Here is a 20,711-nt window from a genome sequence, read left to right on the forward strand (position 1 = left end):
CCGTCAGCGGTCGACGAGGCCGTCCGGGGCCTCGCGCAGCGCCGCGCCCGCGATCTCCACCCGGCTGCGCAGGCCGAGTTTCGCCAGGATCCGCGAGATGTGCGTCTGGGTCGTCCGGCGGGTGAGAAACAGGCTCTGCGCGATGTCCGACGTCGAACGGCCCGCCGCGACCAGCATCGCGACCTTCCGTTCGGTTGGCGTCAGCGCGGCCCAGCCATGCCTGGCCCGGTTGGCCCGGGTACCCCGTACGCCCCGCCGTACCCCGCGACTGCGCAGCCTGGCCTCGGCCCGGCGGATGTCCCAGGTAGCGCCGAACCCGCCGTACAGGTCGCTCGCCTCGTGCAGGGAGACCCGCGCCTGCGCGGTGTCGCCCCGCTCGGCCAGGACCACAGCGAGATCCTCCAGCGTCCCGGCGAGCTCCACCGGCACCCCGCTCGCCCGGTAGTGCGCCACGGCGGAACGAATAGTCGCCGGGTCGCCGCTGCGCAGGCCGCGACACCGATCAGCGGACGCGGCGGCTCGCGCCGGCACCTGCTCTGCCGCCGCCTCCGCCAGGCAGGCGCGTACCCCGGCCTCCGCCGCTGACCGGTCGTCGACCGCGAGAGCGAGTCGGACGAACCGCGGCAGCCACTGGTGGGTCAGGGTCATCTCCCCGGGCCGCCGGTCGAGAAGAGTGCCCAGATGATCCAACGCCATCCGCAGATCGCCGTCCTGCTCGGCGGCGAGGGACCGCGCCACGAGCAGGAAGTCGAGGTTTTCCCGATCGGCGACGGTCACGACTGGGCGGTCGAATCCCGCGCGAAGATGGGCGGCGGCCCTGGCCCGCTCGCCCCGGTGACCGGCGATGAGCGCGGACACACCGTGCCGGAGCCGCCCCGGGCCGCCTTCGCGCAGCCCACGGTACGTCGACGTCGAGGTGTCCTGCGCGACCGCGTCGAGTTCGGCCAGGGCGTCGTCCCACCGCCCCAGCCAGAACAGCAACACGGCGGCGGTCACTCCGGCGGTCGTGTCGTCCATGCGGTTGGCCGTGCGCAGAAAGTCCCGGGCTTCACGCAGCGCCGCCTCCGCGTCCGTCCACCGGCTCAGGTTCTGCAGCGAGAAGATCCGTCCGTGCAGGGCGAACGCCCTCAGGTCGACGTGGTCGGGGAGGAAGCTCAGTGCCTCGATCGCCCCCTCCGCGCTGTGCAGGGCGAGCCGGTGCTGCCGTCGCACGGAGTGGCTGGCCCAGAGACCGGTCAGCGCGTACGCCGTCGCGAAAGCGTCGCCGGCCACGGCTGCCGTGCGCAGCGCGTCCCGAGCGGTGGCGTCCGCCGCCGCCAGGTCTCCGGAGCCCGCCCGCTGGAACATCGCCAGCGAGGCGAGCAGCCGGGCCCGCCAGGCGTCGGGTAGGTCAGCTCCGGCGAGGACCCGGTGCAGGTGGGCCACCGCCGCGGTGTTGTGCCCGCCACTGAACAGCGCGCGGGCGAGCATCCAGTGCAGCTGCCCGCGGTCGTCCGGGTCGACGACCAACCCCAGGGTCTGCCGCACCCGTTGCGCGGCTTCCTCGTGCTCGCCGCCAGCGATGAGGACCCGCGCCAGGTTCGTGCAGAGTCCCACCCGTACGTCCTCGGCACCCGGGTCGTGGTCCACTTCGCGACGGAGCAGCTCGGCCGCGAGGTGCGGCGCCCAACCGGCCAGCACCGGTCCGGCCTCGGCCAGCCACCGCCGCGCCCAGCGGTCCCCGACAACGCCGGAGGCGAGGAGATGCTGAGCGACACGCTGCGGTTCGACGCTGGCGGACTCCAAGGCCCGTGCCACGTCCAGGTGCAGTGCGGCGCGCAACGCGGCCGGCACCCCGTCGTACAGGGCCTGCCGGAGCAACGGATGCCGGAACCGCATCCGAGGGCCGGCCTCGACCAGGATGCCTGCCGTCACCGCCTCCTGGAGGTCGGCGGAGAAGTCGATCGCCGGACGGCCGAGCAGCGCGGCGAGTTCGGTGACCGCGAATTCGCCGCCGAGCAGCGCGGCCGTCCGCATCAGCTCGACGGTGCCGGCCGGGACGGAACTCAGCCTGCCTTCGAGGGCCGCGGCCAGCGACCTCGGGACCACGCCGACATCTGAGTCGCGCACCTCGGCCTGCGCGCCGATGTCCAGCAGGTCTTCGCGAACCAGTGACTCGACCAGTTCCCGCAGGAAGAGTGGATTGCCGACCGCCTGGGCGGCGAGCCGGACGAGGCCGCCCCCCGGTGGCACGCCCACAAGTGTGGCGAGCAGATCACGGACCGACTCCGGGGCCAGGGGACCGAGCGGGACGCGGACCACGTCCCGCCGGAGTGCGACGGCGCGCAACCGTCGCACGGTCGACCGGTGAGTGCCGGGACGGTAGCAGAGGACCAGCAGTAACGGCAGGTACGCGGCGACCGAGGCCAGCCGGCGGCACACATCGATGGACGCGTCATCGGCCCACTGCACGTCGTCGACGAGGAGCATCATCGGGCCGGCGGTGCACAATTCGTCGACCAGGGCGACGACCATCTCCACGGCCGCCGCGGCGTGACCGGCGTCGGCCAGATCGAGGACGGATCGCCTGTCGGTCAGGAACTCCGCGATCCGCGCCCGGTGGGGATCCGTCGAGCGCGGCCTGATCTCCAGGCAGTCGAGTAGCACGCCCAGCAGTGGCGGATGAGCCAGTTGGTCGGCGACACCCTCGGACACCTGGCAGCCCAGCTCTCTGCCAACGTGGGCAGCGGCGGCCACGAGGGACGACTTGCCGATTCCCGGCTCGCCCTCGATCCAGACCACGCCGCCGGTGCCGAGACGCAGCCGGTGCACGGCGTCCCACAGCTCCGCGAGTTCGGGCCCACGCCCGATCAGAAACCCTGGAGAGTCAGCGGAGGTCAGCATCGTCCTCAGATCCATCGGCTGCCCCGCGCGGTCAGCCCGGTCATCGACGGCCAGCCACGTCGGCGGCGAATGCGGCAACCCAGGTCAGTGCGGAGTTCCAGTTGATGGTGATCTCGTTGACCGACCAGGCTTCGAGATTGTCGACGTAGCAGAGCTGTGGGGCGCACCCGTGTAACCAACTCGCCGAGAGCGGGTCCTGGAGGCTGGAGTTGGGCCCACCGGCAACCGATCCCACCGGCGGGCTCGGCAACCGGGCGTCGAAGGATTTCGCGTACCACCGGCTGTGCTGGTTCTTCGCGTCGTTGCTGCCGTAGCCGGTGATGTAGGACTGCCCGAGGGCGTTTCGGCCCAACAGGTAGTCGAGCCCCTCGAAGACGGCGTCGGCGTACCTGTCGTTGCCGGTGAGGTCGTAGGCGGTGGCCAGGACGACCTGGTTGTTCAGCATGGACGCGTTCGAGCCCCAGTCGTAGCGTCCCGTGGTGGGGGTGTAGGTCTGCCCGAAGCGCTCGGCCTTCTGGAACGAGATCAACCGGTCCCCGGCGGCGACCACCCATCCCTTGATCTGCTCACGGTCGCTCAGCTCGGCGCCGAACCGCGCCAGGTCGAGTTGGGCCAGCGCGGCCACCGAACCCCAGTAGAAGCCGTTCTGGCTGAAGGCCGCACCGGCGGTGTGGAACCGGCTGACCCGGACGGCGGTGAGGTAGGTGGCGTCCTTGGTGGTCAGGTACAGCTCGGCCGCGGCCCAGTAGAACTCGTCGGAGACGTCCCCGTCGTTGTAGGGGCCCCCGCCGCTGCGGTCCTCGTATGGTGCGAAGAGTGCCGGGTTGGCCCGGGCCGCGGCGTACGCCCGTTCGGCCGCCGCCCGCAGCCGGGCGGCGAAGCCGGCGTCGTATGCCTGGTAGATCCTCGCTGCCTGGGCCGCGACGGCGGCCAGGTTGAGGGTGGCCGCGGTCGACGGGCGGTGCAGTTCCCGGGGTTTCCGGTCCTGGTGCGGCAGCATCGGCGGCCCGGTCCAGGTCTCGTCGTGCACCTTGTGGTGGACCATGCCGGCCAGGGGGAGGCCGTCGGGCACCTGCATCTTCAGCATGAAGTCGAGGTTCCAGCGGGCCTCGTCGAGGATGTCCGGGACACCGTTTCCGCGTTCCGGCACGGCGAGGGTGCCGTCGCCGAGCGCCGCCGGCCGGTTGCGCTCCCAGGCCGACAGGAGTTGGTACGTCGCGATGCCACCGTTGACGACGTACTTGCCGTGGTCGCCGGCGTCGTACCAGCCGCCGGTGACGTCCAGCCGGTAGGCGCAGGTCCAGTTGTTCAGGAACGTTTTCGGCTGCTGGCAGGGCACCTGGGTGTCGCCACCGCCGGGTGACTCCGCGACGTGCCCGGCCGGGCGGGCGTACGCCGCCCCGGCGATACCCCCGTCGATCGCGATGCCGCTGCGGTTGGTGTAGAAGAAGCGTGTCGCGTCGGTGCGCAGCCGGTCGTACAGATCGGCGCGGATGTCGAACGGGTGACTGGGCTTGTCGACCCAGCCGTCGTACACCAACTCGAATCTGCCGGTGGCCGTGACGTGGCTGAAGTCGATGACGTGGGTGATGGCGCTGGCCGACGCGTCGAAGCCGGTCGGGGTGCTCCGGCCCGTCGCCACCGTCGCGCCGCCGCCGGCGCGGCGCAACGTCCACGGCACCGCGTGGGACGCGCCGTACCGCAACGTCGCCCGTTTGGGCCCGTTGGGCAGATAGCCGTGTTGGTTCACCGTCAGGTCCGGTCCGGTGGCGGCCTGGTACGCGTACTCGGCGCCGGTGAGCGTCACGTCGTCCATGCAGAACTCGTACGGCGTGCTGGACTTGCCGAGGCGGAACTGGAGCTGGGCCAACCGGTACGGCTCCGGGTAGGTCGTGGTGATGGTGTACTCGTACTCCTTCCAGGCGGTGCCGGTGGTGAAGCCCTTGTTCAGGTACGTGACGTTGCTGGGGTTGTCGAAGGGCGCGAGGTAGACCAGCGGGTTCGCCGCCGTGTTCGTGCGGGCGCGGAACCGCAGCGTGTACGTGGCGCCGCCGGGCAGGTATATGCTGTTGTGCCCGACCAGGACGTCCCACGGGTTGGTGGACGCGGGCGCGGTCACGCAGAAGGTCCCGCCGTCCAGTTTCGGCGTCATCCCGGCGTTCACCCACCACGGTTTGTCCGTGCCGGTGAACGTGCTGTTCTGCAACAGCCGGCCGTCGAGCTGCGGTCGCGGTGGCCCACCCCCGTACGCCGGCAGCGTTCCCGCCGGCAGTTCCTGCCCGCCGCCCTGGCCGGGCTGTCCCGGGCCGGGATCCGCGCTGCCGTACCGGGGCAGCAGCCAACCGTCGAGACCACCGGAGGCGGCGCTGACCAGGACGAAGTCGCTGATCAGGTCGGCGTCGAGGTCGGCGAACAGGCCGGTGGTGCCGGCGAACGGGCCATCGTCACGGATCGGGCCCAGTGACCGCCAGCCGGTCGTCGCGCTCCACGGCGCGCCGGTGTTCTCCCAGGCCAGCACTTTGCCGCTGGGGTAGTCGACGCGCAGCACGTCGGCCCGGCGGTCACCTGTGACATCCGTGAACGACGTCTGGTAATAGCCGTCGGCGGGGGTCGCGAAGCCGCTGACCGAGTGCCAGTCGCCCGGCACCGGCGTCCGGCCCGGGGACCGGTTCTCCCAGAGGCTGGCGTGGCTCAGCCGATCCGAGTTGATCAGGTCGTCGTCTCCGTCGCCGTCGATGTCGACGAAGCGCGGGTTCTCGTAGAGCAGGTTGTTGGCCACGGTGGTGGGTGATCCCCATCGTTTCTGCGCGCCGTCGGACTCGTTGCGGGACATCCAGATGACCCGGGTCCCGGTGGGCGACTCGTCAGCGGTCAGCAACCGGAGGTAGTCGTCCCGGTCGTCGCCGTCGAGGTCGCCGAAGTGCACCGTCCCGGGCAGACCCCGGTCCGGCGGGCTGATGTCACCGAGGGCGGTCCAGGGGGATCGGGCGCCGTCGTTGCGCCACGCCGGTAGCCGACCGTCGGGCTGAACGATGACGTGATCGGCGTCGCCGTCGCCGTCGAGGTCGGGGAAATGGGTCTCCGAGCCGGCCGGGGTGGCGTCCCGGAACTCACCGATCGGGTCCCAGCGCGGGCCGATGCCGTTGCGGGGCTCCGGGCGCCACTGGTAGAAGTCCTGCGCGACCACCAGCCGCGCTCCGAGAGTGTTGGCGGAGGGTTGCAGGGAGCCGCCGAGCCCGGGCGTGAAGATCTGCCCGTCCTTGAACTGCCACCGGGACACCTCTGCCTGCTCCGAGCAGAGGGTGCTGCCGGTGCTCCGGGAGTTCGCGTCCCAGGACAGGCACCGCTCGGTCGCCGGGTCGGCCTGTGGCCAGGCGAGCTGGTACTGGCCTCCCGCCGTGCTGAAGCGTACCTGGAGGGCCTCGTCGAGGCTGCCGCGCGGCGTCCTGACGTGTGGTCCGATGTCGTCGCCGTCGTTCGTCTTCAACGCGATCACCGCGTGCTCCAGGTGGCGGGCGAAGAAGCGGTACGTGTCGCCGGGGACCGGGGCGTAACAGTCCCGCTCGGCGGTCGTCCGGGGCGCGAGGCCACCGCCGGAACCACAGCCGGCGTTCACGACGTAACGGACGTACCTGTGGTCGGAGTTCCCGCCGCGAACCTCGGCGTTGATGGTGTTGTTGTTCCCGTTGCTGGCATAGGCGAAGTCCAGCTCTTCGCCGCCCTCGTGGGTGGGCTGGCCCGCCGCGACGATGTGGCTCTGCAACGCGGCCGGCATCCGTGCCGGGTCCTGGTTGAAGTCGGCGAGCACCATCCATTCGCCGGTGGGGCGGCCGGCCATGAACTGCCGCGCCGTCTCGATGACGTCGGCGGCGTCGTTGGCGCGGTCCGCACCGTTGGACAGCGCGTGGGCGGTGAAGTACCAGTCGGTGCCGATCTGGACGCCCATCATCGGCCGCGAGTTGAACCGCGAATGCACCGGCAGGATCACGGCGTCGGTCACCGTCTCCCGGGTGACGATGGCCAGGCCGTTGCGTTGCTGACCGGTGGCGGCCCAGTAGATCTGCACGAGGTCCGGGCGGTCGTTCGTGCCGATGTTGTACAGATGCTCGGTGACGCCGGCCTGGGTGAACCTCCGATCGGTCCACACGGCCCGGGGGGGAGGTTCGCTGCCCGCCTCCTGGAGTGCGGCGACCTGCACCCCTTCCTGGTTGAGCATCTGCTGCACACCGGTCAGCCATCGCGACTCCGGAGGCTCTTCGCCCCCTTGATGCTGGCCCTGCATGTTCCAGGACCCGAGGTTCAGGTCCCGTGCTACCGCTGCCGCCGGTGTCGGCGGTTCCAGGGCGTACAGAACCGTCGACACCGTCGTCATTGCGATGATCGCGGCCAGTCGCCTGCGCACCATGCCCACGTCAGATCCTCCAGACCGACCTCGCCGCCCGCCACCGAGATCACGGAGACGATGCGGCAGCGGAGCCCCGCACCGCATCGGTAGAAATTGCCTATCCGGGCCTGAGCGGCCTCGACGTGCCCTGGTCCAGAGCGGATCCGGTGTGGTCAGCCCAGTCGATCCAGTTTCTCGCGAGCGGCGGTGTCGGGCCGAGGCGTGAGTACCACGAGGCGCAGGTCGGTGTTCTGGGTGGTCAAAACGTTGGCGTCCAGCGGGATGGCGCCCACGTCCGGGTGTACGGCGGTCTTGTGCGCGCTCTCGTGAGGGGCCACCGCGCCGAGGGCCCAGAGGTGGCAGAACCTGTCGTTTCCGGCCATCCGCGAGATCAGTGCCGCCACGTCCGGATCGTTGGGATAGCGGGCGCTGGTGGCGCGCAGGTCGGCCACCAACGACTGCTCGAAGTAGGCGCGCTCGGTGTCGGTCTGGCGGACTCGGGGGTTTCGGGATTCGAACTGGACGATCAGGGCGTTGCGATCGTCGCCGATGGCGCCGGTGGGGTCGCCGAAGACGGCCGCGAACAGCCGGTTCCAGTGCAGCAGCCGCCACACGGCGTCGTAGACGGCCACCGGGGTGTCGTCGAGGTGGTCGATGACGCGGTGCAGGCTGCCGGGGATCAGGTGGGGTATCCGGTCCGGGGCCGCGGCGAAGCCGGCGAGGCGCATCAGGTGCGCCTCCTCGTCGTCGGAGAGTCGTAGCGCGCGGGCCAGGGAGGTGCACACCTGCGCCGATGGTGTGGCGGCCCGGCCCTGTTCGAGGCGGGCCACGTATTCGGGGGAGATGCCGGCCAGTGCTGCCAGCTCGCCGCGCCGTAGCCCGACGACGCGGCGAGGTGATGCGTTCGGGAGACCGACCGCGGCCGGGTCCGTGCGATCCCGCCAGGCCCGCAGCGCGGCTCCGAGGTCACTCATGAACCCATGATCCGCCATCGGTTCTGGGGCGTTGGGTGGTACCGGCGGTACGCGGAAGACCTGTGCCTTCCACAGTGGTGGCCCGGCCCTTCAGGATGGGGATCATGAGCAAAGTGACCAGGATGCATCACATCGGAGTGCCGGTCAGCGATTTGACGCGGTCGGTGAGGTGGTACGAGGACGTCCTCGGCATCGCGCCGAACGGCGTGACGATCTCGGCGACGAACCCGGCGATCGGTGCGGTTGTCGAGGTCGAGAACGCGTCGATGCGGGCATCCTTCGCGTTGGCCGGTGAGAACGTCCTGCTGGAACTCATCCAGTACGACAGCCCGCAGCCGAGGCCCTTCACCGGGCGCAACTCTGACGTCGGGGTGATGCACCTGTGTTTTGAGGTCGACGACCTCGACTCGGCGCACCGCGACCTGGTGCGGCGGGGCGTGCACGTCAACGCCGATCCGGTCGTGCTCCAGGACGGCGATGGCGTCGAAGCGGGGGCGCTGGCCGGGACGAAGATCCTCTATCTCCGTGACCCCGACGGCATCCAGCTGGAACTGTTCGAGTTGCCCTCGTAGGAGCGCCGACTCCGAACCCGGCGCCCGTCCCGGTCGGTGCGCTGCTCTGGATACCATCGGTGGGCCGAACAACCGGAGGGCACCATTCGTCTGGCGACACGCAGAAGCTGATGACAGATATCAGGTCGGGAATGTTCGTCGCTCGCGAGGCGGAGTTGGGCGAGATCGCCTCGGTGACGGCAGCCGCGGCGCGGGGCCGTGGCGGGGCGATGCTCGTTCTCGGTGACGCGGGGATCGGCAAGTCGACGCTCATCGGTGCGGCCGTTTCGCGGCTCGACGGATGGCGGGTGCTGCGGGCCGGTGGTGTCGAGTTCGAGAGCGAACTGCCCTACGCGGCCCTGCACCAGTTGTGCGCGCCCGTGCTCGACCACCGTGCCGGGCTCCCGGTACCGCAGCAAAGCGCGCTCGACGCGGTGTTCGGGCTGCACGCCGGGGTCACGCCGACCCCGATGCTTGTCGGGCTGGCCGTCCTGGGCCTGCTGAGTGCCGTAGGCCGGCGCAGGCCGGTGTTCTGCGCGGTCGACGACGTGCAGTGGATCGACGCCGGCTCGCGGCAGGTACTGGCCTTCGTCGCGGCACGCGTGGCGGCGGAGCGGGTCACCATGCTGTTCGCTGCCCGCGACGCCGCCTCGGTGTCGGAGCTCGGTCGCCTGCCCGCCCTCACTCTCACCGGGCTCTCCGATTCGGAATCCCTCACCCTGCTGCGGTATCGGGCACCCTTCGGCCACGAGGCAGCGATCGTGCAACGGATCCTCGCCGAAGCGGCCGGCAACCCGCTCGCCCTGGTGGAGTTCGCCCGCGACGCCGGACCGTTCGGGCTACCCGGGGACGCCGGGCACCGCGCCGTGGAGCACCGGTTCGTGCGTCGGTTCCTGCGGCTGCCGGCACCCACGCGCTCGGTCCTGGCGCTGGCCGCGGCGGAGCCGACCGGCGACCTCGTTCTGCTGCGCCGCGCGATGGCGATCCAGGGGCTGGACGCCGTGGACCTGGCCGCGGCCGAGGACAGCGGCCTGTTGGTGACCGGGCCCCGGGTGCACTTCCGGCATCCGTTGGCGCGTTCCGCGGTGTACCTGTCGACTGGCGCCGGGGCGCGCCGGCAGGCACACGCGGCGCTCGCCGCCGGTACGGACGCCGACGTCGATCCCGACCGTCGCGCCTGGCACCAGGCGAACGCGATCACCGGCCCGGACGAGGAGACCGCGGCCGAGTTGGAGCGTTCGGCCGGGCGGGCACAGCGCCGCGGCGGATTCGCGGCCGTGGCCGCGTTCCTCGAGCGTGCGGCCCGACTGACACCCGGCCGGTCGCGGCAGGCCCGGCGGTTGTTGGCCGCGGCGAGGGCACGGTTGGGTGCGGGGGAACCCTCTGCCGCCCGGGAGTTGGTGGACGAGGCCGAGCGTCTCCAGCCGGACCAAGCCGGCCGCTGCGCCGCGCGACTGCTGCGCGCGATGATCGACTATCACGTGACGCGCAGTATCCCGGCGACGATCGCGCTCATCGACGCGGCCGACGGCGTGGGGCCCGACGAGGTCCGCGAGACCTACCTGGAGGCGTTCGCATCGCTCATGTTCAGCGTCGACGAGCCGGGGAGGTTACGGCATCTCGCCCGGCACATCCGGGAACGGGTGCCCCAGCGTCAGCCGCCACGTCCGGTCGACCTGCTGCTGCAGGCGTTGGTCGAGCAGAACCTCCGCCCGGTGGACGAGGCGATGCCCATGATGCGCCGTACGGTCGACGCCTTCCGGGACCACGCCCGCACGTCCGACGCGGATCCGTGGTGGATGGAACGTGCCTGCGTGTTGAGCGTCGACCTCGGTGACAGCGACGCCATGGAGGAGATCGCCGACCGTCAGGTGGAGCTCGCCCGGGCACAGGGCGCCTACGCGATCCTGCCCCATGCGCTGCGCTTCCAGGCGGTCGCCCGGACAATAGTGGGCCGCTTCGCCGACGCGCAGGTCAGCATCATCGAGGCGCGTGCGGTCGACGAGGCCGCCGGGACGTCAAACCTCGTCGGGTCCGACCTGATGCTTGCCGCCTGGAGCGGGGACGTCGAGCGGTTCCGCGAGATCCGGGAGAAGCTGCGCGACTGGGTGGGGGTGAAACCCACCGCGCTGCACTACGCGATCGGGGTTCTGGGCAACGGCAGCGGCGACCATGAGGCCGCGATCGACGCGTTGCTGCTCGTACGGGATCAGCACCGGCGCGGGGCGTACGCCGCCTCCGTCTTCCACCACGAGCTGGTCGAAGCCGCCGCGTTCGTCGGACGTCCCGAGGAAGCCAAGGAATCGGCTGAATGGATCGGGGATGTCGCACGGGTCAATCCGAACGCGTGGACGACCGGTGCGCAGCTACTGGCGAGTGCGCTGCTCGATCCGGGGCTCGGCGCGCAGGACCACTACCGTGCCGCGATCAGCCGGTTCGCCGGGAGCAGGATGCGAGTCCACCACGCGCGTGCCCGACTGCTCTACGGGCAGTGGCTGCGACGGGTCGGCCGTCGCGCCGAGGCGCGGGTGGAGCTGCGCGCCGCGCACGAACTGCTCTCCACCATCGGCGCGCGCGGGTTCGCCGGCCGCGCCGCCCGCGAACTGGATGCCATCGGCGAGCCGACCCTGGCCGACGACGCCGATCCGCTCGCGGGGCTGACCGCCCGCGAACTACTCGTCGCCCGCAAGGTCGCCTCCGGCGCGGGCACCAAGGAGGTCGCCGCGCTGCTGTTCGTCAGCCCGCGAACGATCGACGCCCACCTGCGCAACCTCTACCGCAAGCTGGGCATCACCTCACGCCGGCAGCTACGAGAACTACTCCGCTGACGGAGCCGGGCCGACCGGGCGACGAAAGGGCCCCGCCGGTCCGAGACCGGCGGGGCCCGCCGGGTCACGTCAGCGCTGGGCGCCGGGCCCGGTCACACTCCCGTTCGGCACGCGTCTTCAGCTCCGTCAGCCACGTCTCCAGGCCCGCCCCGAGAGCCATGGTGGAGAAGGCGACGTCCTGCTCCACCTGGTCCCCGCGCCACGTCTCCTCGGTACGCACGAGAACGCGACCGTCGATCTCGGTGAACGTCCACACGTGGACCCCCTCGTCGATGCGCAGCCCCGCACCGATCGCCGGGCCGTCCCACCGAAGGCACCTCTGGTGTTGAAGCTGCCGGACGGTGGACGTGACGACGAGGGTCGTGGCGGGATTCAGCGCGGTCTCGAGGACCGGTGTCGTCCATCGGAAGGATGAACCGGGACGCAGTGGGCCACGATCGAGCCGCTTGCTGGAGGAAACCGGCTTCTGCCACGACGGCCAGCGTTCCACGTCGGTCTGCAACTTCCAGACGGTTCGCAGCGGAGCGTCGATCGTCGTCTCCGTCCGATAGCGAATCTTCGCCGCGGTGTCGACAGTCCGTCCCGCACATCGCACCGTCGCGTGGTCGGCACTGACATCGCCCCTGACCTCGGCCCGAGCCGGCGCACCCGCGGTGCCCACGAGGCCGGCCACGACCACCGCCGTCGCGACGGCAAACACACGATTCTTCACGGGGCGGTCACCGCCTCGGCGGTGCCCTTGAGTCGTTCCAGCCACCTGGCGAGGGTCGTGTCGAGGCCCTCCTGGAAAGGCCCAGGGTCGGCATCGACAGGCGGGCCGGCGAAGGACTCTTCGGTCGACACCTGCACGCCGTCGCCGGCCGGAGTGAGCGCCCAGACGTGGACACCGAGGACCCCGTCCGGTCCGTCACCGTATCCCCGCCACACGAGGCGTTCCCGCGGCCGTACCTGAACGATCGTCGACTCGATCTCCATGCCCGCGGCCGACCAGCGGAACACGGAGCCCGGGGCGAGCGGACCGGGTGTTTCCACGCGTGCGTACGGGATTTCTGGCAGCCAGGTCGTCCATGCGTCGATGTCGGTGAGGATCCGCCACACGGCTTCCGCCGACGCGGTCACCGTGACGCTGTGGCGGCTGACCACCGGTGCCGACACGTCAATGCCGGCCTCGTCGGTGTCCGTAATGTTCTCCATCGTGAAGCCCCTCTGCGGTCACTGACCATCGGATCGCCGGGCATGAGCGAGCCGCTAGATCCACACCCGGCAGAAGCGATCGTGCCAAGACGGCAACCGCTACACATCGGCAAGAACTACCTAGTTCGCGGTACGTGGGCCGCCCACGGTGAAGATCCTTACCTCCGTGCCTGCTACCGGCCCCAGCCCGACAGGTTTTCGTCGAGTCGCAGCGGCGCTGCTGGGATTATCCCGGGACTCCTTGCCGTGCTGATGCTCGGCTTCGGCGTGAGTGGCAGGTGGGTTGTCTCCGCGGTGCCTCTCGATGTCGGCGTGAGCGGCGAGGTCGGCAGGGCTGTCGGCGACGGTGTGCGGGCTGCCGTCCAGGGCGCGGTAGGAATCGGGTCGGCGGGCCCACACGTACAGATCGAAGCCCTTGTCGGCGATCGCCCGCGCCATCGGTGCGCCTTGGTCGCCGAGGCCGATGAAACCGACGGTCATCGCTTCAGCAGACCCCTGGCAACGTCCCACAGGTGAGCGGCGTTGTCGGCGTCGACGGCCCACGCGGCGACACCCTTGCCGAACATCTCTGGCGGGGCGGTCAGGGTCGGGGACTCGTTGCAGTCCTCGAAGTAGCGGCCGCCGACGCCGTCGAGCAGCGGGGAAGCGGCGAGCAGGACCGAGGTGGCGGCGCCCTGTGGCGGGGTCTTGCGCAGGTGTTCGGGCGTACGCAGGCCGCCGGTGTGCTTTTGCAGGCCGGTGGCGATCGCTCCGGGGTTGAGCGAGTTGGCGACGATGCCCTCGGCGTTCCACCGGCGAGTGGCCTCGACGGCGAGCAGGACGTCGCCGGTCTTCGACTGGCCGTAGGCGGTCCAGGGGTTGTAGTCGCGGTGGACGTAGTCGATGTCGTCGTAGGTGATGTCGGACATGAAGTGGGCGTTGGAGGAGACCGACACGATCCGTGCTTCGCCGGCGGCCGCCAGGACGTCGTGTAGGCCGACGGTCAGCGCGAAGTGGCCGAGGTAGTTGGTGCCGAACTGCAGTTCGTGGCCCTGGGCGGTGAGCCGCCGGTCGGGTACGGCCATGACGCCGGCGTTGTTGACGAGGATGTGCAGCGGGCCCTGCCAGGCGCGGGTGAAGGCGTCGACCGAGTCGAGGTCGGCCAGGTCGAGGGGGACAACCCGAATGTCGCCCGGCGTGCTCTCGGCGACCTGTCGGCCCGCGTTCACGTCGCGGGCCGCGATGGTGACCTCGGCGCCGGCCGTGGCCAGGGCGCGGGTCGTCTCGCGCCCGATGCCGGTGGCGCCGCCGGTCACGATGGCGCGTTTGCCGGTGAGGTCGACCCCGGCGAGAACCTCGTCCGCGGTGCTCTCGAACCCGAATGGAGTGGTAATCAGATTGGACATGTCAACGACGGTACGGCCGTGCGGGCGGACGTACCTGGGGTTGTCGTTCATAGGAACGTCGCGCGCAGTTTCGCCAGTTTCGACTCCGACTCGCTGCCGGGGCGGGCGTGATGGATGACGAGGAACTGTGCGTCGGTGCCGGTGATGTGCAGCCGCTCGTACATCAGCTCAAGGTCACCCAAGGCCGGGTGGTGCAGGGTCCGAACGCCGGCGGCGGTCTCCCTCACGTCCTGCCGGTCCCAGATGGCACGGAAGTCGTCGTCGGTGGTGCGCAGCTCCTCCACCAGATCCTTGAGCTGCTCGGAGCCGGCGTCCGCGCCGAGGACGAGTCGGGCGTTGGCGACGACCTCGGCGACCACCGTGGACCACTGGTCGTACATTGCACGGACCGTGGGGTCGGTGAATGCCACCCGCAGCAGGTTGGCCCCTTCCGGTTGGCCCGGGAACAGCGCCCCGGCGAGCGGGTTGGCGGCCAGGACGTCCAGGTATTTGCCGTGGGCGAAGACGGGCACCTCGTGCAGCCCCTGGATCAACAGGCGGATGCCCTCCGGCAGCTGCTCGCGATCGTCGGAGGCGGGGGTGGTCCGGGGCTGGTCGGCGAGCTTGCGCAGGTAGCTCGCGCCGTCCTCGTCCAGTTGCAGGGCACGGGCGAGCGCATCGACCACCTGCGGGGACGGGCTGTCGTTGCGGCCCTGCTCCAGACGTACGTAGTAATCGGGGCTGATCGAGGCCAGCTTCGCCACCTCCTCGCGGCGCAACCCGCGGACGCGCCGCAGCTTGCCGTCGCGTTCGACGGGACGTAGGACAGCGCGCCGCGCGCGGAGGAAGTCACCCAGGGGCGTCGGCTCTGGCACGGGACCAAATCTACCGATGACCGAGCCGTTTCGTACGGACACGCCGACCCAGCCCAGGCGGGTCGATCGTCGTGGCGAGGCTCATCTGCGAGGTTTCGGCCGGCACGCTGGGTTGCGGTGCCGCCGGGGCGTTCGCGTTGATGGCGATGCCGCAACCCCGCTTCCGCGGACCTACTCTGCGTCGTGCCTCCGATCCCCGTCCCGTTGGGCGGGGATTTTTGCTGTCGTGGCGAGGAAGCTCAACGCCGGGGTGAGCGGGTAGATCGCGGTCTCGGCTTCGATGGTCCACGCGTGGTGGTCACAGACAATGATCTCTCGCGGCGTGCAGCCTAATGCTCCAGGGCATCCCCGTGCACCTGTTCACCGCCAACAGTGGCTGCTCGCTGCGCCGTGAGAGCGAACTGCTGCTCTACCTGGGTCGCCGCACCGAGCCGGCGGCCTGGAAGTATCGCGCCGTTGACGAACTCGACCTCTTCCTGCTCTTTCTGCACGGAGGACTCTATGTAGAACCGGACCCGCAGAGGAGATCGGAGGCGCTGCCGTGGGCGGCGCCCGCGTCTCCCGCAGACCTTCGTCGTTTCGAGGAACAGCAGCCCGAACTCGCCGCCAGCTATACAGGACCACTTGATGCTTGGTATGACGCGCAACTCGATCCGAACGAGGCTCCGGCAGACAAGCCACGTCTCACCGCAGACCAACGGCTCCTGGAACTTGTCGATCAGGTCACCGCGACCGGAGCATCGGGCTGGCTATCGACATCGACAGCACTGCCGGAAGGCAACTGGAAAGTCCAGCAGTCATTCGGCCGATACGCCGCCGATCTCACCAAACTCGTGCGCCGCGACCAACAACATCACTCCATCACACATCTAATGGGCGAGACTTCCGGCAAGCCTGTCCTACTTGTATGGGCATGCCACGCTCCAGAGGAAGACGCCGGCACCACCGCCTCCTACCTGATGCCATACCTGCAAGCAAAGAAGCACCAGACAAGCGGATGCAGAGCCACATGTCTGCTTTTCGACCCCACCGGCCGACATCTCACGCGTCTTCTATTCGACAACCGGCTACCTGGACCGGACTCCCTGCTCGACCAGGCTGCGGCTCGTCTCGTCTCGTCCCGCTCGAACGAACGAAGCAGGCCACGCCCCGGCCCATCCGGCTACCGAAACCCCGTCGATGAACCCCGCCCAGCCTTGTGGTGGGGCCGGGATTGACCACCCGATGCCGAGGTGGGACCGGATTCGACGGCTATGCCGAGGGTCCAAGATCTACGAATATCGCCGTTTCGGAGTCCGTCCCGCGTGGGGCTAGGTATCGATCCCCCCTCGGACACAAACCATTACCCCACGGTGCGCGCCGAGATCGACCGCAGCGCGCACCGTTTGCGTTTCAGGCTGGTCGTTCAGCCGGCGGCCGAGTTGCCGGCCGTGTCGCACCTGCCGGGCGACGAAGGGTGAGCGACGGAATAGCCGATCGGGAAGCCGGGCGGTTGCAGGTTTCCTACGGCGGGCGGGGCCCGTGCGGCTAATTGCACCACGCCCCGCGGGTGACTGTCGTATCCGTTCCGATCGGCGCCAGCGTCTCCCCGGCGACCCACCGGAGGGTCACCCGGTCGGGTCCCGCGTGGGCCGCAGACGAGCCCGGGCCCTTCGCGGCACGACGCCGTGCTGGTCTGCCGACCCGTCGGCCTGCGGGCTCACCGACGCGAGGCCGCGCGAATGTCGACCCAACGGCCGACGATCCGCCGAATTGCCGGGAACGCGCCGACGGGCTGGCAGCCGAACATTCTTTGAGCACCGGCGAACACCGCTCGAATATTGGTGAACAATGGCGAGAGATTGTTCTCTCAGGTTTCTCGTGACCCGTCACAGGAAAGGTTGCTGCGATCTGGGCCGCCAGTGACGCGAAATGAGATGGTGAATCTCTTGCCAGTCGTTTGCGGGCGGTCTGGTCATGGCACGGCGACCGGTGCGGGTGTGTCAATTCCGGCGCCGGTGCGTCCGGTCGCCTCCCGGGATTCTGGGGACAGACACCCCTCGGCCGCACCGGCCCGGTGATCTGCTGCGGGCCGTCGTGGTGGTCGTCGCCGCTCGGCGGGCGTCCGCGCCGGTGAGCCGGTGCTGGTGCGCCGCCGTGCAGCGGGGCGGTGCTGACCTGCGGCGTAAGCGCTGTTCAGGAGGGCTCGCGGTGCTGGCTCGACCCGGTTCGTCCGGATGGGAGGGGCCGGGCCGGGTGCGCGGGGAGCGCCTGCGGGGCGCCCGTCGGCGGCGCCGGGCACCCGGCCCGGCCCACGCCTGGCGCCGAATGGGGGAGCCGGGATTATGTCGGTGGTGGTTGCCCCGGGCAAAGGATCAAATCAGTCTCGCCATCGTCTCGAAACTGTGCTATCGCGCCTCGGGCGCCGTCGGATAATGGCCGCGGGTCGATTCCGCAGGATGCCGCTTTTGGCTTGGGGCTTTCTGCGCTACCGTTCGTACAGGCACCGCTGCGGCCGTGCGGCTGGTTTGATAACCATCAGTGCTAGTCGATACGAAACGGGGGCGATTCTAATCCTTGCACATGGACCTGAGTCAGTAAGTATTCGACCAGGCGTGACGAGAAGTTGCGCGTGCGGCAGCAGACGGGGAGGAAATCGTGTCGGTCGGTGAGGTGGAGGTGGGCGAGCGGTCCGGCTGGCTGAGCTGCGCCGGGTGTCGCCAACTGGTCTACGGCAAGCGGTGGACGCGGAACCTCGGCGTCTGCCCGTTCTGTCAACATCACGGGCGGCTCACCGCCCGGGCCCGGATCGCCGGTCTGGTCGACCCCGGGTCCTTCGCGGAGATCACCGCCCCCGAGGGGGCCGTCGACCCGCTGGGCTTCGTGGACTCGATGCCGTACCCGCAGCGACTCGCGCGTGCCCGGGGTGCCACCGGCGAGCGGGAAGCCGTGGTGGGTGGAACGGCCATGGTGGACGGCCACCCCGTGGCCCTCGCGGTGATGGACTTCCGTTTCCTGGGCGGCAGTCTCGGCACCGGCACCGGTGAACTGATCACCCGGGTCGCCGAGGAGGCCCTGGCGCGCGCGGTGCCAGTGCTGCTGGTCCCGGCCTCCGGCGGGGCGCGGATGCAGGAGGGCATCCTGTCGCTGTTGCAGATGGCCAAGGTCAGTCAGGCGCTGGACCGCCTGCACGAGGCCGGTCTCCTCGTGGTCTCGATCGTTACCGACCCCACGTACGGCGGGGTGGCGGCCTCGTTCGCCACCCAGGCCGACGTGATCCTTGCCGAGCCCGGTGCCCGGCTGGGGTTCGCCGGCCCCCGCGTCATCCGCGACACCATCGGCCAGGAGTTGCCGCTGGGCTTCCAGACCGCCGAGTTCCTCCGCGAGCACGGGCTGGTCGACCTGGTCGTCGACCGTTCCCGGCTGCCGGAGGTCGTCGGTCGACTCCTGGCGGCGGCAGGGCGCACCCCTCGTGCGGCGCGCGGACACGGTCCGGTCGGGGCTGCCGCGCCCGCGCCCCGGCCGCTCGAGCGGCCGGGGCGGCCCGGCACGGACGCCTGGGCGGTGGTGCAGCGCGCCCGCGCCCTGGATCGGCCCACGGTACGGGACTACGCGGGGCGGATCTGCGACTGGTTCCTGGAACTGCACGGCGATCGGCTGGGCGCGGACTCCGCCACCGTGGTGGGCGGCCTGGCCCGCATCGGTGACCGGCACGTCGTGCTCGTCGGCACGCAGAAGGGGCACAGCACCCGGGAGGTGCTGGCGACCAACTTCGGGATGGCGGGTCCCGAGGGCTACCGCAAGGCGATCCGCCTGTTCTCGCTCGCCGAGAAGCTGCGGCTGCCGGTGGTGACGCTGGTCGACACCCCCGGAGCGTACCCGGGGCTGGACGCCGAGCGGCACGGGCAGGCGCACACCATCGCGGCGAGCATCCTGCGGTTGGTGGGTCTGCGGACGCCGGTGGTCTCGGTGATCACAGGGGAGGGGGGCAGCGGTGGCGCGTTGGCACTCGCCGTCGCGGACCGCACGTTCATGCTGAGCAACGCGGTGTACTCGGTCATCTCCCCGGAGGGCTGTGCGGCCATCCTGTGGAGTGCGCAGGACGCACCCCGGGCGGCCGCCGCCCTGCGGCTGACCGCGCCGGACCTGCTGGACCTCGGTGTCATCGACGGTGTCGTGCCCGAGCCGGACGGCGGTGCGCAGCGTGACCCGGACGGGACGGCGGTCCGGCTGCGCCGGACGATCGAGGACGCCCTCGCCGCGCTCGACGGCGTCGACGTCCAGGAGGTCGTGGCGCGGCGCCGCGCCCGGCTGCGAGCGATCGGAGCCCCCGGGGAGGCTGCGGTACGCCCGCCGGACGGGACGGTCCCCGACGGTGAGCGGCCGAGCGTCGGCCACCTCGTCGGGCAGGTGGCCCGATGAGCCGCGACGAGGCGGCCCCGCTGGCGGCGTTGCGCTCCGCCGCGCAGCGGATCGCCGGGGACGTGCGGGGTCCGCTGCGTCGGATCCGACTGACCGACGGGGCGGCGACCCTGGAGATGGTGTGGGCCGACGGCGACCACGTCGGCGGGGTCACCGGAGCGGCCGCCGGGCGCCCCGTCGCCGCCCGGGAGGTGTCGGAGCCGGCCGAGCCGCCGGCCGGCACCGTGCTCGTCCCGGCGCCCCTGACCGGGACGTTCTACCGGGCGCCGGAGCCCAGTGCCGCGCCGTTCGTGCTGGCCGGCGACGTGGTGGGCCGGCGGACGCAGGTCGGGATCATCGAGGCGATGAAGCTGATGATCGAGGTTCTCGCCGACGCGGAGGGCAGCGTCGTCGACGTGCTCGTGGGCGACGGTGAGCTCGTTCAGCACGGGCAGCCGCTGATGGTCCTGCGGGCGGCGCCGGTCGGGGCGGAGAGGGGTTGAGGGTGATGGGGGAGCACGTGCGCGTTTCCACCGGTGCCCGGCCGGCACGGGGACCAAGGAGGGCCGGCGGTGACGAGTGATGTCGCGTACTGGCGGGTCGCGAAGCCGTCGCGCGCACGCGGACGCCCCCGCAAGTCCGAGGTGGATCGGGCGCTCCTCGCCGCCACCGTCCAGTTGCTCGCCGAGGGCCTCACTCTGGACGCGCTCTCCTTCGGCAAGATCGCGGATCGGGCCGGTGTGAGCAAGGCGACCATCTATCGCCGGTGGCGGGACAAACGGGGGCTGTTGGAGGCCGCGCTCAAGGATCTCGAACGGCGCCCGGTGCGCCCCCTGCCTCGGGCCGGTTGCGCACACGACGATCTCGTGATGACGCTGCGGCAGATCCGCCAGTGGCTGCACGAGAGCCCAGAAGCGCAGATAATGCCGCAGTTGGTGGGCGAAATCCGACGTAATCCGCGACTGGTGGAGAACTATTTCGTCCGGATTCTCCAGACCGAGCGGCATCGGCTGCGGCAGATACTCGACCACGGCGTGGCGACCGGTGACTTTCGTCGGGATCTCGACACCGAGCTGGTCAGTCGGATGCTCTACGGCATGCTGATGGTCGACATGTGGCGGCTGTTCCAACCGGGGCCGCCCGAGGCGGTGCCCGCCGTGGACGAGACCGAGCGGGCGGTCCGTGAGCTCACCCGGGGGTTGCTGTCGACGCAAGTCGGCCCTGCTCGGCGCCCGGTATTTAGCCGGCAAAAGGCATAGTGGCGCGGGGTGGCGATGC

General features: G+C 70.5%; 14 protein-coding genes. 6 read left to right on the top strand and 8 right to left on the bottom strand.

Annotation, left to right across the window (positions count from 1 at the left end; translation table 11 throughout):
- Window positions 1-3 precede the first annotated feature (3 nt).
- The 3 genes from AB0B14_RS27710 to AB0B14_RS27720 form a co-directional block, all read right to left on the bottom strand.
- A complete protein-coding gene (locus AB0B14_RS27710; RefSeq protein WP_357524966.1) occupies window positions 4-2,898 on the bottom strand; it encodes an AAA family ATPase in 2,895 nt (964 codons plus the stop codon).
- Between the two features lie 25 nt (window positions 2,899-2,923).
- On the bottom strand, window positions 2,924-7,288 hold the full coding sequence (locus tag AB0B14_RS27715) for a glycoside hydrolase family 9 protein (protein WP_357525069.1): 4,365 nt from the start codon (window positions 7,286-7,288) through the stop codon (window positions 2,924-2,926).
- A 152-nt stretch (window positions 7,289-7,440) separates the two neighbouring features.
- The gene (locus tag AB0B14_RS27720; protein WP_357524968.1) at window positions 7,441-8,241 is read right to left on the bottom strand and encodes a helix-turn-helix transcriptional regulator; all 801 of its coding nucleotides are present in this window, start codon (window positions 8,239-8,241) and stop codon (window positions 7,441-7,443) included.
- 104 nt (window positions 8,242-8,345) lie between these two features.
- Between AB0B14_RS27720 and AB0B14_RS27725 the strand changes: the two genes are divergently transcribed.
- Both AB0B14_RS27725 and AB0B14_RS27730 read left to right on the top strand, forming a co-directional pair.
- Complete coding sequence (locus AB0B14_RS27725) at window positions 8,346-8,813, top strand: VOC family protein (RefSeq protein WP_357524970.1); 468 nt, start codon at window positions 8,346-8,348, stop codon at window positions 8,811-8,813.
- 110 nt (window positions 8,814-8,923) lie between these two features.
- A complete protein-coding gene (locus tag AB0B14_RS27730) occupies window positions 8,924-11,620 on the top strand; it encodes an AAA family ATPase (RefSeq protein WP_357524972.1) in 2,697 nt (898 codons plus the stop codon).
- 64 nt (window positions 11,621-11,684) lie between these two features.
- On the opposite strand, the gene AB0B14_RS27735 is transcribed toward AB0B14_RS27730, so the two are convergent.
- The 5 genes from AB0B14_RS27735 to AB0B14_RS27755 all read right to left on the bottom strand — a co-directional run bounded on the left by AB0B14_RS27735 (window position 11,685) and on the right by AB0B14_RS27755 (window position 15,053).
- Window positions 11,685-12,332, bottom strand: a complete 648-nt coding sequence (locus tag AB0B14_RS27735; protein ID WP_357524974.1) for an SRPBCC family protein — start codon at window positions 12,330-12,332, stop codon at window positions 11,685-11,687.
- Window positions 12,329-12,814, bottom strand: a complete 486-nt coding sequence (locus AB0B14_RS27740; protein ID WP_357524976.1) for an SRPBCC family protein — start codon at window positions 12,812-12,814, stop codon at window positions 12,329-12,331. Before AB0B14_RS27740 ends, AB0B14_RS27735 begins: the two co-directional genes overlap by 4 nt.
- Before the next feature lie 120 nt (window positions 12,815-12,934).
- On the bottom strand, window positions 12,935-13,294 hold the full coding sequence (locus tag AB0B14_RS27745) for an NAD(P)-binding domain-containing protein (protein ID WP_357524978.1): 360 nt from the start codon (window positions 13,292-13,294) through the stop codon (window positions 12,935-12,937).
- The gene (locus AB0B14_RS27750) at window positions 13,291-14,199 is read right to left on the bottom strand and encodes an SDR family NAD(P)-dependent oxidoreductase (RefSeq protein ID WP_357524980.1); all 909 of its coding nucleotides are present in this window, start codon (window positions 14,197-14,199) and stop codon (window positions 13,291-13,293) included. Before AB0B14_RS27750 ends, AB0B14_RS27745 begins: the two co-directional genes overlap by 4 nt.
- 47 nt (window positions 14,200-14,246) lie before the next feature.
- Window positions 14,247-15,053, bottom strand: a complete 807-nt coding sequence (locus tag AB0B14_RS27755) for a helix-turn-helix transcriptional regulator (RefSeq protein ID WP_357524982.1) — start codon at window positions 15,051-15,053, stop codon at window positions 14,247-14,249.
- Between the two features lie 350 nt (window positions 15,054-15,403).
- Here AB0B14_RS27755 and AB0B14_RS27760 point away from each other — a divergent pair, with 350 nt between their 5' ends.
- From AB0B14_RS27760 to AB0B14_RS27775, 4 genes are all read left to right on the top strand, one after another.
- Window positions 15,404-16,270: a hypothetical protein gene (locus tag AB0B14_RS27760; RefSeq protein ID WP_357524984.1), complete on the top strand. Its 867-nt coding sequence runs from the start codon at window positions 15,404-15,406 to the stop codon at window positions 16,268-16,270.
- A gap of 1,420 nt (window positions 16,271-17,690) precedes the next feature.
- Window positions 17,691-19,454 (top strand): acetyl-CoA carboxylase carboxyltransferase subunit alpha/beta, encoded by a 1,764-nt coding sequence (locus AB0B14_RS27765; RefSeq protein ID WP_357524986.1) that lies wholly within the window; start codon window positions 17,691-17,693, stop codon window positions 19,452-19,454.
- The gene (locus AB0B14_RS27770) at window positions 19,451-19,936 is read left to right on the top strand and encodes a biotin/lipoyl-containing protein (RefSeq protein ID WP_357524988.1); all 486 of its coding nucleotides are present in this window, start codon (window positions 19,451-19,453) and stop codon (window positions 19,934-19,936) included. The genes AB0B14_RS27765 and AB0B14_RS27770 overlap by 4 nt, the downstream gene beginning before the upstream one ends.
- 69 nt (window positions 19,937-20,005) lie before the next feature.
- On the top strand, window positions 20,006-20,692 hold the full coding sequence (locus AB0B14_RS27775; protein ID WP_357524990.1) for a TetR/AcrR family transcriptional regulator: 687 nt from the start codon (window positions 20,006-20,008) through the stop codon (window positions 20,690-20,692).
- Window positions 20,693-20,711: the final 19 nt, after the last annotated feature.

The organism is Micromonospora sp. NPDC049171 (assembly GCF_040648275.1).
Lineage (GTDB): Bacteria > Actinomycetota > Actinomycetes > Mycobacteriales > Micromonosporaceae > Micromonospora.